Here is a 12,153-nt window from a genome sequence, read left to right as displayed (position 1 = left end):
CTCCCACTTTTTCAGTTATTCATATCGTCAACATACACGTTGACTTTGTGTACATCGATACCCACTGCCTCTTCGACAGTAAAGGTAACTTTGTGGGTTATGCTGTTAACTGCAGCGGCGATATTTGTGCCGTAGGTGACTTTGATATGAAGATCGATCACAAGTCCGTCCTCTTTATCGGTGCGTATCACTACTCCCCTGCGTTTAAACAACTTTCCCTTTGTTATCGACGAAACAGCGGAGCGGAATGTATTAACATTGCATACGTCAGCAACGCCGAAACAATCGCAGACTGCGTGGCGCACGATCTCTGTGAGGTAATTTTCCGAAACAGAAATTTTTCCTATGTGATTTTCCAATGTTACCATATTGCGAGCACTCCCTTTTCTAAATTTCTATATACACTTTTATTATACCATAAAAGCGAAGCGTTATGGTATAATTGCCCGATATGCAGGGAGCAGATCCCTGATCTGCGTATCTGCAAGGGCATCAGGATAATGTATAATGAATGTTTTGCATTCATTATACCATAAATATTTTGCTTTTACAAGAGGTGAGAACTACTTTTTTCACACTGATGAGAATGAACTGAGGCACAGGCGAAGTTAATAATTTTAACGTTGAGCGGTGCGATGTATGTTAACTGCTCACAACTTTAAAAAGTTTAAAAATCTTAAATCTGACCATTTCTTGCGATTGAAGGCTCGGGACATTAAGTCGAAATTACCCTAAGTTAACGAAAAAAACGGAGTTCTGATGCTCTGTTTAGTGACATTTGTAACTGATAATTGTGACTTTTGTAATATTCTCGTTAAATTTTCCAAAAAGTAGTTGAAAAAATGACTGGAGTATGTTATAATTACTATCGAAGGAGGGATCATTGTAATGAAAATCGCAATTTGTGACGATGAGCAGATCTTCCGGGACACCCTTTACAAAAAGCTTGTTAAGTATAACAAGACCTTCGAGATAAAGGAATTCCGCACCGGACGTGAACTTATCGATTCACGGATTAAGTTCGATATCATATTTCTTGATATCGAAATGCCTGAGCTCAATGGAATGGACACTGCCAAAAAGCTCAGAAAACTGTCAGTCGGTTCTATCATTATTTTCCTTACGAGCCATATCGAATGCATACAGGATGCGTTCAAGGTTAAGGCCTTCAGATTCCTTTCAAAGCCTGTTCAGGAAGATGCTCTTAATGAAGCTCTCGAAGAAGCAGAGAAAGAGATAGTCGGACAGGAAAAAATAGTGATAAACCAGAAGGGCAAGATCTTTGAACTCAGCGTTCCCGATGTAATGTACTTTGAAGCCTTTGGCGACGGCACATATGTCTATGACAACAAAGATAATGTTTATGAGTGTACAGTCGCACTGAAGGAATGGGACAAACGTCTTGAAGGAATGCCGTTTTTCAAGATACACAAGTCATACATAGTGTCCATGATGTATGTAAGCAGCATAAATAATAACGTCCTCCGCCTTGAGGGTGTTGATCAGGATTTCACGATCAGCAGAAGAAATATTACCCCCTTTAAGGACGCTTACATGGATTTCGTGAAGAATAATTCACGCGTTATATAAGGAGGATAAAATGTTAAGGATATTGTTTACGATGGGAGATTGCATCAGGATTATCCTGATCATAACCGCAGCGCTGAACTATAAGTTTGTGCGCTCATGGAAACCGATCGTTTTGGGAGCGGCGTCAGCGATAGGGTATCTTGTGGCTTCGTATTTGTCTCCCGAAAATGTGGATCTGTTTAATTTCATTCTTGGTATGCTTACTATAGTTATTTGCTCTTTGGCTGTAGAAGGCAAAAAGAAACTGATCTTTACTGCGGCGGTATTTTTCATTATTTCAATGGTTGATGAGTCGTTGTTCTTTGCGGCAAGAAGTATAACAGGCATTCCTTATGCGGAGCTTGCGACCGGCGAACTATACCAGATCGTTATAATGTCAATTTCTTTTATAATATTCTTTGCAATTGCTATGATACTCAGAAAAGTCAATTTGAAAACATCCGAAAAACCGGATTTAAAGAATTCAAATTCTTTTTACATAGCAATGCTGTTTGTAGGTTCTATTGTTTCGCTGCTTTCTATATCAGCCTATAATTATAAAAGCGGACACAGCTCGATATCGTTGTTTGTGATAAGCCTTCTGGTGCTTACTCTTTGCGGATTTTTTGTTTATAATAATGCTTCAAAGAAGTATTACCAGAATACTACCAGAATGAATGAGAAGATAATGACTGCTCAGAAGGAATACTATGAAAGTCTTCTTGAAAGAGAGAGCGATACAAGAAAATTCAGACATGATATCAACAATCACATGTTCTGTATCAAAACGCTTATCGATGAAGGAAAATATGATGAAGCGGAACAGTATATTAACGGCATCGATAATAAAATGGGCAAATTAAAAACCAAATATTCAACGGGAAACAGTCTCGTTAATGCTATTGTTAATGATATTGCAGGCAAGTACGATGGGGTGGAACTTGACTGGAAAGGCCTTGTGCCCGAAGACCTTAAAATATCAAACATGGATGTATGTATTATATTCTCTAATCTGCTTGATAATGCATTCTGTGCGGCATCAGGCTGTGAGAAGGAAAAAAATGTTGCTGTAACTATAAAATCAGTCGCAAACAGTCTTGTCATGACGATCAAGAATAACATCTCTGCACCTATCAGGACCAAAGACAGCAAGCTTATAACTTCCAAGCCCGATAAAAAGAACCACGGACTTGGTACTATGAATGTAAAAGAATGCGTTGCCGTAAATGGCGGAAGCGTTGAATATAGCTATACTGACAGCGATTTTACTGTCGATGTGGTCCTTCCGAACGTTGTCGAAATGTGAACCGAAAAATCGGTTTCATCTACCGTTTAACCGAAAAATCGGTTTCACCTACCGAAAACCGGAAAATTATTGAAAATCGGCTTGGCCTATGGTATAACTTACACATAAGGTCAAGCCGATTCGGTTTTGACAATGATGGAAATGATGTAATAAAGGAGAAATTATTATGTTTAGTACAACTATAGCAACTTTAGGTGTTTGTGCTACAGCTGCATGCGGTGCAGTTACACAGGGATGTCAAGGCATATTTGCGATTTTTTCTCGTTGGTTTTAAAAACTGATTAATATTTGAAAGCATTTATAAAGGAGAATTATTATGTTTAGTACAACTATAGCAACTATAGGCGCTGTTGGTGCAGCTTTATGCGGTGGAACTTTAAGTGATTGTCAAGGCATATTTGCGATTTTTTCTCGTTGGTTTTAAAAACTGATTATTATTTGAAAGCATTTATAAAGGAGAAATTTAAGATGAACAGATTAGCATTGTTACCGTTAATAGATTCGATCGGAATTTTAGCAATATTCTTTATGAATCGCTGATATTGAAAGACGAATTTTGTTTAACTGACTAAACAGCCAATATTATCAATAATTATTATAGAAATGAGGAATTATCATGTTTAAACTTGTTATCAGTACCTTAAATCAGCCTACTGTTTGCATAGGCGGATTATTCGGGTTCTTTTTTAAGTAATTTTTGATTGGAGAAATAGTTATGAATATCACAGAAAACAACACATATGAAATGACTAATGTTATAAGCTATCGCGGAAAGGTTACTCAGCAGCAGCTTAGCGTTATCATGAACGAAATAAATACTATCATACAGGAAAAAGGTGCTTCAAAGACAGGTCCTAACGTATCTGCAACTTTTGCGGTTGAGATGGAAGGCGGACAGCCTGTAATGGACGTTGAGATACTTGTACCTGTTGACAGAGAGATAAGTCTTCCTTCCGGCTACAAGTTCAAGCCCTTATTCCGTCTTTGCGATGCTGTAAAGATCAGACACGAGGGTAATCCTGCAATGCTTCAGAACAGCGTAAATGAGCTTATGGGTTATGTCAGGAACAACGGACTTACTCCTATAACACCCGGCTACAATGTAACTATCAAGGAGCCTACAGGTCCAAGCGATGCTGACGGACTTATCGTTGATATGTATGTTGGAGTAACAAGGAGCGTTCTCTGATACATGGATAATAAGACCATAAAAATCTCGTCTGTAGTCCTGATGATAGCAGGTGCGGCGGCTGCGTTTTTCGTTCCCTTCTTTACCTATATTTTCTCGGGAATGAGTATGTACATGACGGTAAAGGCTGAAACAGGAGTTAAACGCAAGATCCTGATCGCAATAAATGTGGCTGCTCTTATTGCGGCAGCAGTATTCCAGTTCTTACAGATGAAAAATAGCGTGAACTGATGTCTGAATGGTCTGTGTATCGATCCGATGCGGCGCAGCGAGCGTCGGCTGAGAGTCTGATCCTCTCTGCTGCCGTATCGGTCATATATGAACCGGCACCTTCAGGCGTAATTTTATAAAACTATATCCTATTTTACATATATGAAAATAGGCTTTAATGCTGTGCATTTTTATACCTCGTTAACAACTGCATATCTTTTTGCAGTGTGCCGTTGTTAATGGGATATACCCATTGATCTCCTGCGTAGCAGGAAAACAGTATTTTCTTAACGGCGATCCTGCTGAAATACAGCAGCCGACCGCTTGAATGGAGGATTAAAAAATGGAAAATGTAATGAACAGCTTTTTCACAGCGCTCTCTCCCGAAGAGACAGCTTCAGTATCAGGCGGTACATCTATCGTTAAGATAGGTCTTCCCAAGATACCACCTGTAAGATTTGACCCTCCGCAGCCATGCGGATTCAGCCGTGTTAACGGTTTCAGATACAGAACAAGGTTCTGATCGGTAAAAGTATACTGGTCCTGCATCTTGCGGTGCAGTAAGGTATAAATCTATCTATTACAGGAGGCAGAAATGAAAAAGTGTTTCACTGAACTTACTAAGGCTGATCTTAGAAAGATCAATGGCGGTATCAATAGCAATGTCGTTAAGCAGACACAACTGAGCAATGCGATTGTTCAGATGATTCTTAAGTATCGTCGCAAGTGATCACAGGGACTTTCGTAGATGATCGGCCGTCTTATACAATATAAGGAGAATGAATTATGAAAAATGTCGAAAATAATTTTGCGGAGCTCTCTGAGAACGAAGCTATTGAATCTTCCGGAGGATCAGTCGGTAATGATGAGACTGTCATTTTAGTGCCGCCTGAGGAATACTGGATAACTCTTAAGCTTATCCAGATGCTTTTATTTTAATTTTATAAAGGAGGAAAGAATAATGAGCGATTCAAAGTTTACTGCTCTTACAGCAGATGAGATCGTTGAGATCGATGGTGGAACGATCGATTATCGCAGGCTGTGGATGATATTATTCCCAAGCAGGACATCGTATACATCAAGCGGCAGATCTCATACTTCAAGCGGTTCGCATTCACATTCAGGTGGCGGAAGTCGCTGGTAATTCCCGGCTCTGTTGCCAAGATGGAAATAGAGAAAAATAGAATAAACTAAAAAAAGCAAATTATCGGTACGGCGAAGTCTGTCCCGATGAAAATAAAGAAAAACATAATGAACTAAAAATGTCGGGACGGCAAAGTCTGTCCCGCTGAAAAAGAAAAACAAAAATAATAAAAAGGAGGAAAAGCATAATGAACAATACACAGTTTACTGCTCTTACAGCAGAAGAAATGACAAACATCGACGGCGGAAACATTTATTGGGATATAGCAAAGATCATAATCAAAACTGCTGTTGATATTGTTATAAATCCTAAAAAGCCGTACGGCTGCTTCTGATCAAAGAAATAAAGAAAAACATAATGAACTAAAATGTCGGGACGGCGAAGTCTGTCCCGCTGAAAAAGAAAAACAAAAATATAAAAATGGAGGAAAAATATAATGAACACAAATAAGAATTTTACAGAACTTTCGACAGAGGAAATGAACCTTATCGAAGGTGGAAAGATTAATTGGCGCCGTGCAGCTGCAGCAGCAGGCATAGGTGCAGGCATTGGTGCTCTTACCTGTAATCCTGCTGGCGTAGTTTGTGGTGCTGTAGTTGGTTTTACAACTTATGTGGTTTACAACCACTAATCTAATAGGAGGAAAAGCATAATGAACAATACACAGTTTATTGCTCTTACAGCAGAAGAGATGTTCAATCTTGAAGGCGGAATGATTCTTTTTCCGTTTTATCCAAAAAAGCCATCCGGCGGTAGCTCAAAGCCATCAAAGGGTATATATTGGCCTCTTATAATACTTGCATAAGATAAAAACACAGAAAAACATAATGAACTAAAAAAGTCGGGACGGCGAAGTCTGTCCTGATGAAAAAGAAAAACAAAAATATAAAAATGGAGGAAAAGCATAATGAACAATACTAAGTTTACTGCTCTTACAGTAGATGAAATGACAAACATCGACGGCGGAGCTAACATAAAGACTGCAATCAAGGTAGTTAACACAGCTATTGCTGTTGGCTATGCTATTTATAAAGTTGTAAAGAGTATGCCTATGCCCGGTCCTATCGTTTATCACTGATAAAAGGAGTAATGCTCATGAACACTAACAAGTATTTTGCAGAGCTTGATGCTCAGGAAGCTCTTGAACTCAATGGCGGAGCTATTTTAGAATTCAAGACACGCACTGTAACACAGGGTTCAACAATATATTATTACCTTGATACATATCTGCTTGGAAAGCGTATAGATACAGCTCTCTTATTTAAAATAGGCAGATAAGTTAAGTTGTTTTCAAGTATATACTAATGAAAAAAGCGTCCGATCGGGCGCTTTTTTATTTCCTCAACCGAAAAATCGGTTTCACTGACCGTTAACCGGAAAATTATTGAATACCCAGATAAGATATGGTATATTATGATTACAGTAAATCACACAACAAAAAAATTGATTCAGGAAGTGATCTTAATGAAATACTATTGCGTAAAACAACATGATATTACAGACTGCGGAGCTGCTTGTCTGGCAACCATCTCGAAGCAGTACGGACTCAACCTTTCAATCTCTAAGATAAGAGAGGTAGCCGGAACCGATAAGCAGGGAACAAATGCTTACGGTATGATAAAGGCAGCTGAAGAACTTGGATTCAGCGCTAAGGGAGTTAAGGGTGATCAGAATGCATTCTTCTCTGAGTTTCCTCTTCCTGCAATAGCTCACGTAGTTGTAGACGGAAGTCTTCTCCACTATGTAGTTATTCACAAGATAACAAAGGATCAGGTCATCGTAGCGGATCCCGGAAAGGGAATCGTAAAGTATAAGCCTGAGGAATTCTTCAAGCAGTGGACAGGAGTTCTGATACTTCTCGTGCCAACAACAAAGTTTGAGAAGGGCAACAAGAATAAGGGAGTTCTTTCAAGGTTCTTCAGTCTGATGTTCCCACAGAAGAGACTTCTTATAAACATCTTCCTTTCGTCGCTTCTCATTACGGCATTCGGAATACTGGCGTCGTTCTACTTCACGTTTATCATGGATGACATAGTCCCGAATTCGTTGAAAAAGAGTCTTGTGACGATATCCATAGGAGTTGTGGTCCTATATTTGTTCAAGGCGCTGCTGGAAGCCTTCAGAACGCACCTTATGATCCACCTCAGTCAGAAGCTTGATATACCGCTTATACTCGGTTATTACCAACATGTACTCGGACTTCCCATGAACTTCTTCGGCACAAGAAGAGTTGGTGAGATCGTTTCAAGATTCATGGATGCTTCTAAGATAAGAGATGCTATTTCAAGTGCAACTCTTTCGATCATGATCGATACACTTATGGCTCTGGTCGGCGGATTTGTACTTTACACTCAGAACCACACACTTTTCGCTATAGCAGTTGTACTCGTCGCAATTTATGCGGTCATCGTATTTGCTTTCAACAAGCCTGTAAAGGAATTCAATGAAAAGCAGATGGAAGACAACTCACAGCTTACTTCTTACCTCGTTGAGTCACTCAACGGTATTGAGACAGTTAAGGCATTCCACGCTGAGGATAAGGCTCAGGCAAAGACAGACAAGCTCTTCGTCAAGCTCCTTAAGAGCGTATTCAAGGGCGGAATGGTAATAAATGCACAGTCAACACTTACAGGTGTTGTATCAACTATCGGAACAACAGTTATCCTTTGGGTAGGTGTTGCAAGCGTACTTAAGGGCGACATAACACTCGGTAACCTCATCACATTCAATGCACTTCTTGCATACTTCCTTGATCCTGTCAAGAACCTCATAAACCTTCAGCCGACAATGCAGACTGCTATCGTTGCAGCTGAGCGTCTTGCTGAGATTCTCGATCTTGAACTTGAAAAGGATTCGGACGATCAGAGAAAGCTCAATCCCGAGTCTCTCAACTATCCTATCCGCTTCGAGAACGTAGACTTCAGATACGGCACAAGAAAGCTCGTACTTGAAAACATCAACATGACTATCGGCGCAGGCGAAAGGATCGCCCTCGTAGGTGAGAGCGGTTCAGGTAAGACAACACTCTCAAAGCTCCTCATGAACTTCTATCCATGGGAGAAGGGTGAGATCTACATCGGCGACTATAACCTCAAGGACATCAACCTTGAATCACTCAGAAATAAGATAGCTTATATATCACAGGATATATTCCTTTTCAGCGGTACTATCCGCGAGAACCTCGAGCTTGGCAACGAGGATGCTACTATGGAAGAGATCATCGAGGCATGCAAGCTCAGCAAGGCTGACGAGTTCATCAACAAGCTCCCTCTCAGATACGACACAATGCTCGAAGAGAACGGTGCTAACCTCTCAGGCGGTCAGAAGCAGCGTCTTGCAATTGCAAGAGCACTCCTCAAGAAGCCTGATATCCTCATCATGGACGAGGCTACAAGTAACCTTGACTCGATCACAGAAAAGGCTATCGAAAAGACTATCAACAATCTTTCAAGAAACATCACAACTATCATCATCGCACACAGACTCAGTACTATCATGCGATGCGACAAGATATTCGTTATGGAGCAGGGCCACTTCATCGAGCAGGGTACTCACGATGAGCTTATCGAGCAGAAGGGCAGATACTACAAGCTCTGGAAGGATCAGCTCCCCGAGAATATCACAAATATCAGCGAGGCAGTTGCAATACCTGCTTCAGATGAGCAGGAGGCTCAGGCAGCGGATGTGGAGAGTCATGAGACCACAGTGTTTTGCCCCCAATATCCGTTTCTCGTAAATACAGGCATTCAGGAGGATTAATATGAAAGGCATAGTTCTTGATCTTAAGGATATTTCAGACAGCCGCGAAGTTATGGAGAGCAAGGAAGCTCCCGGAATCCGCTGGTTCATATATATAGTTCTTGCAGTTTTCATCGCTGCACTGGGTTTCTCATTCTTCTCTGAAGTTGATGAATACAGCCGTGTTACAGGTGAGGTAAGAACAGCAAGTGCAGCAGGCAGCGTAATGTCTGCCTCAGGCTGCAAGCTCAGCTCCATAAACGTAGAGGAAGGACAGTCTGTAAAGGAGGGCGATGTGCTCTTCACACTGGATTCCGATTACGCAGACGAGCAGAAATCGATACTCGAGGGCAAGCTTGAAAATTATGAGAGCGAACTCGATAACACAAAGCTCCTTAAGCAGTCTGTTGAAGAGAACAAGAATCTCTTCTCAAAAAGCGACGAGGATTCAAAGTATTACTACAGATACGAGCAGTATAAGAACGGCGTTCTCCTTTCTTCACAGGAGATAGAGCGTTCACAGCTCAACAACAGCCTTACATCAGAGGAAAAGACAAACACTCTTAAGACAACAGAGGACAGCATAAAGACAAAGAAGGATCAGCTTGCAGCTTACAGAGACCTTCTCGGCGCAGTAAGGAACGATACAGCTTATACAGGCAGCAGCTCACTTGCAGGCGCAGATTATTCAGATTATAAGACAAGCTATGACAAGGCAGCAAAGCTTGCAGAGCAGTACAGAACAGCTTACGAGGCTGCTGAGGGCAAGCTCGGTTCACAGGATACTGTTACAGCATTCCAGCTTGAATCAGCAAAGTCTGATGCAGACACAGCAGCAGCAGCAGTTTCTTCATGCCGCAGCTCTTACCTCTCCGACATCCGTACACAGATCATACTTCTTACAAATCAGATAGCTAACGATGCAAACGCTGACCATTCAGCTCTTGACAGCTACAACGAGCTTAAGACTGCAATTGAGCAGGGACTTGATTTCAGCTCTTCAAACCAGGCTGCACAGTCAGTATACAACAGCTACATCTCCGATATAACTTCACTCAGCGCAGACTACGAGAACAAGATGAGCGCTTATGAGGAACTCTACAATACTTATTCAGCACAGTCTACAGCAGTTTCACAGTCCGACGTGGACAGCGCAAGGATCGCTTACGAAAGTGCTCTTCTGGACGCTGATTCAGTAAAGAACGGATACATCTCAAAGATCAATGCAGCTATCGTTCAGCTTGAAGAAGAGATAAAGACTCTCGAAGCTAACAAGAAGAGCCTTGAACTCGCAATAAAGGGCGCTGATGATCTTAAGGAATACGAGAAGCTCTCAGGCGACAAGCTCAAGAATGAGGCTATCGTTTCACTTAACGCAGAGATCGACAGCATCAAGGAAAACATTTCATCAGTTGAAGCACAGCTTACAGAAGTTAACGAGACTATCAAGAACTCTGAGATAAGAGCTTCTATGGACGGCACAGTTACTCTTCTTGATGAGAGACACACAGGCGATATCGTTCAGGCAGGCGAGACACTTTGTACACTCGTTCCTGATACAGATTCACTTAAGGTCACACTTTATATCCCCGAAAATGAAGTTTCAAAGCTTGAAGTTGGTCAGAAGACCGAATACATGTTTGATTCTATCCCTTACACAGAGTACGGCAAGGTTACAGGCGAGATCAAGTCTGTATCAGCTGATTCTATCTCAAACCAGAACACAGGCATGAAGTACTATGTTGCACAGGCAGACCTCTCAGCAATGTCACTTGAAAACGGCAAGGGCGAGGTTCGTGAAATAAAGAACGGTATGCTCGTTCAGGGTAAGGTAATAAGCGGTTCAAAGAAGACTATCGTATGGCTTCTTGAAAAGATGAATCTTAAAGACTGATAAGGTAATTCCGGCATGATCAGCAGCGCAAAAAAAAGAAAAGCTGCTGATCTGCCTGAAAAATAAAGCTTTCAATATTAAAAAATGAAAGACACAATGAACGATTTCTACAATATTTCATTAAGATACAGCAAAAACTCCTGCGGCAACAGCTGCGGGAGTTTTTGTCATATATGTCGGTTCGGGAGTGCAAATAGTTTACTTCACTTGGTGAATACGACGATATTTAAAGTGAGGCTTTAAATTCTTATTGACACGCTTTAAAAACAGTGCTATAATACAGATATCAGCTGATAGAAAACTTTAAAAAATTAAAGTCAAACTTTAAAAAAGGAGATGCTGTTATGAGTAATACTATATCTTATAAACTGAAAAAAAGAACCTTTGCCGATACTGTTATTTCCTGCGTTATATGCGTCGCTGCACTGGCAGCTTCCGTATGGCAGTTTGTGTGCTTTCTGAACGGCGAAGGCAAGCCCTTCATCACCAATGCGGTATATAATTTCATCATATTTGCCGAACTGGGACTGTTAAGTCTTATTCTGCTTGAGATCAGGAAAACAGGAAAGCCGTTTTCAAAAAAGATAATCACAAAGCTCCGTATCATGGCTGTTATACTTTTTATCGGCGGTCTTATGCCGAGCTATACCGAAATAGGCGCTGACGCTCAGACAGAAATGGTCACTTTTACATTCGATGCGAAAAATATGCTCATTATTTTCATTGGTGTCATCATAGGTATAATCTCCGAGGTGTTCGTTTACGGACTGAGCCTTCAGGAAGATAATGACCTCATTGCGTAAGGCGGTGCGGTATGGCTATAATAATCAGACTTGATAAGATGATGGCGGACCGTAAGATGTCTCTTAATGAGCTTGCCGAGAGAGTAGGGATGTCTAATGTCAACCTCTCGAACCTAAAAACAGGCAAAATGAAGGGTATACGTTTCGAGACCATGAACGCTATATGCGAAGCTCTTGAATGTCAGCCCGGAGACTTGTTTGAATATACAAGGGAATAGGATGCAAAGGAACGCTTTCACAGAGAAGCGTTCCTTTTTGTCATATATCGGGCACAGGCTGCATATTATCCATTGATGATGA

General features: G+C 41.0%; 17 protein-coding genes. 16 read left to right on the top strand and 1 reads right to left on the bottom strand.

Annotated features, from left to right (window positions below; all coding sequences use genetic code 11):
• Positions 1-11: 11 nt before the first annotated feature.
• Positions 12-368 (bottom strand): Asp23/Gls24 family envelope stress response protein, encoded by a 357-nt coding sequence (locus tag BT127_RS13500; RefSeq protein ID WP_075425504.1) that lies wholly within the window; start codon positions 366-368, stop codon positions 12-14.
• Between the two features lie 520 nt (positions 369-888).
• Between BT127_RS13500 and BT127_RS13495 the strand changes: the two genes are divergently transcribed.
• The 16 genes from BT127_RS13495 (at position 889) to BT127_RS13440 (ending at position 12,071) form a co-directional block, all read left to right on the top strand.
• Positions 889-1,590: a LytR/AlgR family response regulator transcription factor gene (locus tag BT127_RS13495; RefSeq protein ID WP_075425503.1), complete on the top strand. Its 702-nt coding sequence runs from the start codon at positions 889-891 to the stop codon at positions 1,588-1,590.
• A 10-nt stretch (positions 1,591-1,600) separates the two neighbouring features.
• The gene (locus BT127_RS13490; protein WP_082335051.1) at positions 1,601-2,875 is read left to right on the top strand and encodes a sensor histidine kinase; all 1,275 of its coding nucleotides are present in this window, start codon (positions 1,601-1,603) and stop codon (positions 2,873-2,875) included.
• Between the two features lie 715 nt (positions 2,876-3,590).
• Complete coding sequence (locus BT127_RS13485) at positions 3,591-4,064, top strand: GyrI-like domain-containing protein (RefSeq protein WP_075425501.1); 474 nt, start codon at positions 3,591-3,593, stop codon at positions 4,062-4,064.
• A 3-nt stretch (positions 4,065-4,067) separates the two neighbouring features.
• The gene (locus BT127_RS13480) at positions 4,068-4,295 is read left to right on the top strand and encodes a hypothetical protein (RefSeq protein ID WP_075425500.1); all 228 of its coding nucleotides are present in this window, start codon (positions 4,068-4,070) and stop codon (positions 4,293-4,295) included.
• Positions 4,296-4,617: 322 nt separating this feature from the next.
• Entirely contained in the window at positions 4,618-4,797 is a 180-nt protein-coding gene (locus tag BT127_RS13475; protein ID WP_075425499.1) for a hypothetical protein, read from the top strand.
• Between the two features lie 263 nt (positions 4,798-5,060).
• Entirely contained in the window at positions 5,061-5,213 is a 153-nt protein-coding gene (locus tag BT127_RS16935; protein ID WP_175541974.1) for a hypothetical protein, read from the top strand.
• A 22-nt stretch (positions 5,214-5,235) separates the two neighbouring features.
• Positions 5,236-5,418 carry a hypothetical protein gene (locus BT127_RS13470; RefSeq protein ID WP_075425498.1) on the top strand — a complete coding sequence of 61 codons (183 nt, stop codon included), beginning with the start codon at positions 5,236-5,238 and terminating at the stop codon, positions 5,416-5,418.
• 187 nt (positions 5,419-5,605) lie between these two features.
• On the top strand, positions 5,606-5,752 hold the full coding sequence (locus tag BT127_RS16930; protein WP_175541973.1) for a hypothetical protein: 147 nt from the start codon (positions 5,606-5,608) through the stop codon (positions 5,750-5,752).
• A 102-nt stretch (positions 5,753-5,854) separates the two neighbouring features.
• Positions 5,855-6,049 carry a Blp family class II bacteriocin gene (locus BT127_RS13465; protein WP_075425497.1) on the top strand — a complete coding sequence of 65 codons (195 nt, stop codon included), beginning with the start codon at positions 5,855-5,857 and terminating at the stop codon, positions 6,047-6,049.
• 21 nt (positions 6,050-6,070) lie between these two features.
• Positions 6,071-6,223: a hypothetical protein gene (locus BT127_RS16925; RefSeq protein ID WP_175541972.1), complete on the top strand. Its 153-nt coding sequence runs from the start codon at positions 6,071-6,073 to the stop codon at positions 6,221-6,223.
• A gap of 102 nt (positions 6,224-6,325) precedes the next feature.
• Positions 6,326-6,496, top strand: coding sequence for a hypothetical protein (locus BT127_RS16920; protein WP_175541971.1), 171 nt, complete (start codon positions 6,326-6,328; stop codon positions 6,494-6,496).
• A gap of 17 nt (positions 6,497-6,513) precedes the next feature.
• The gene (locus tag BT127_RS13460) at positions 6,514-6,696 is read left to right on the top strand and encodes a hypothetical protein (protein ID WP_075425496.1); all 183 of its coding nucleotides are present in this window, start codon (positions 6,514-6,516) and stop codon (positions 6,694-6,696) included.
• A gap of 186 nt (positions 6,697-6,882) precedes the next feature.
• Positions 6,883-9,177 (top strand): peptidase domain-containing ABC transporter, encoded by a 2,295-nt coding sequence (locus BT127_RS13455; protein WP_082335050.1) that lies wholly within the window; start codon positions 6,883-6,885, stop codon positions 9,175-9,177.
• A 1-nt stretch (position 9,178) separates the two neighbouring features.
• Positions 9,179-11,050, top strand: a complete 1,872-nt coding sequence (locus BT127_RS13450) for a beta-barrel domain-containing protein (protein ID WP_075425495.1) — start codon at positions 9,179-9,181, stop codon at positions 11,048-11,050.
• 344 nt (positions 11,051-11,394) lie between these two features.
• The gene (locus BT127_RS13445; protein WP_075425494.1) at positions 11,395-11,853 is read left to right on the top strand and encodes a hypothetical protein; all 459 of its coding nucleotides are present in this window, start codon (positions 11,395-11,397) and stop codon (positions 11,851-11,853) included.
• Positions 11,854-11,864: 11 nt separating this feature from the next.
• Positions 11,865-12,071, top strand: coding sequence for a helix-turn-helix domain-containing protein (locus BT127_RS13440; protein ID WP_075425493.1), 207 nt, complete (start codon positions 11,865-11,867; stop codon positions 12,069-12,071).
• Positions 12,072-12,153: the final 82 nt, after the last annotated feature.

Source organism: Ruminococcus sp. XPD3002 (assembly GCA_900119535.1).
In the GTDB taxonomy this organism is placed as follows: Bacteria; Bacillota; Clostridia; order Oscillospirales; family Ruminococcaceae; genus Ruminococcus; species Ruminococcus flavefaciens_H.
The sequence above is the reverse complement of the archived record's forward strand: the minus strand, read 5'-3'. Positions and strand labels throughout refer to the sequence as shown.

Coding starts and splice junctions, on each gene's coding strand:
- BT127_RS13460 (WP_075425496.1), top strand. CDS start 6,514: ATGAACACTAACAAGTATTTTGCAGAGCTTGATGCTCAGGAAGCTCTT.
- BT127_RS13495 (WP_075425503.1), top strand. CDS start 889: ATGAAAATCGCAATTTGTGACGATGAGCAGATCTTCCGGGACACCCTT.
- BT127_RS13480 (WP_075425500.1), top strand. CDS start 4,068: ATGGATAATAAGACCATAAAAATCTCGTCTGTAGTCCTGATGATAGCA.
- BT127_RS13455 (WP_082335050.1), top strand. CDS start 6,883: ATGAAATACTATTGCGTAAAACAACATGATATTACAGACTGCGGAGCT.
- BT127_RS13465 (WP_075425497.1), top strand. CDS start 5,855: ATGAACACAAATAAGAATTTTACAGAACTTTCGACAGAGGAAATGAAC.
- BT127_RS13450 (WP_075425495.1), top strand. CDS start 9,179: ATGAAAGGCATAGTTCTTGATCTTAAGGATATTTCAGACAGCCGCGAA.
- BT127_RS13500 (WP_075425504.1), bottom strand. CDS start 368: ATGGTAACATTGGAAAATCACATAGGAAAAATTTCTGTTTCGGAAAAT.
- BT127_RS13475 (WP_075425499.1), top strand. CDS start 4,618: ATGGAAAATGTAATGAACAGCTTTTTCACAGCGCTCTCTCCCGAAGAG.
- BT127_RS13490 (WP_082335051.1), top strand. CDS start 1,601: ATGTTAAGGATATTGTTTACGATGGGAGATTGCATCAGGATTATCCTG.
- BT127_RS13445 (WP_075425494.1), top strand. CDS start 11,395: ATGAGTAATACTATATCTTATAAACTGAAAAAAAGAACCTTTGCCGAT.
- BT127_RS13470 (WP_075425498.1), top strand. CDS start 5,236: ATGAGCGATTCAAAGTTTACTGCTCTTACAGCAGATGAGATCGTTGAG.
- BT127_RS16935 (WP_175541974.1), top strand. CDS start 5,061: ATGAAAAATGTCGAAAATAATTTTGCGGAGCTCTCTGAGAACGAAGCT.
- BT127_RS13440 (WP_075425493.1), top strand. CDS start 11,865: ATGGCTATAATAATCAGACTTGATAAGATGATGGCGGACCGTAAGATG.
- BT127_RS16930 (WP_175541973.1), top strand. CDS start 5,606: ATGAACAATACACAGTTTACTGCTCTTACAGCAGAAGAAATGACAAAC.
- BT127_RS13485 (WP_075425501.1), top strand. CDS start 3,591: ATGAATATCACAGAAAACAACACATATGAAATGACTAATGTTATAAGC.
- BT127_RS16925 (WP_175541972.1), top strand. CDS start 6,071: ATGAACAATACACAGTTTATTGCTCTTACAGCAGAAGAGATGTTCAAT.
- BT127_RS16920 (WP_175541971.1), top strand. CDS start 6,326: ATGAACAATACTAAGTTTACTGCTCTTACAGTAGATGAAATGACAAAC.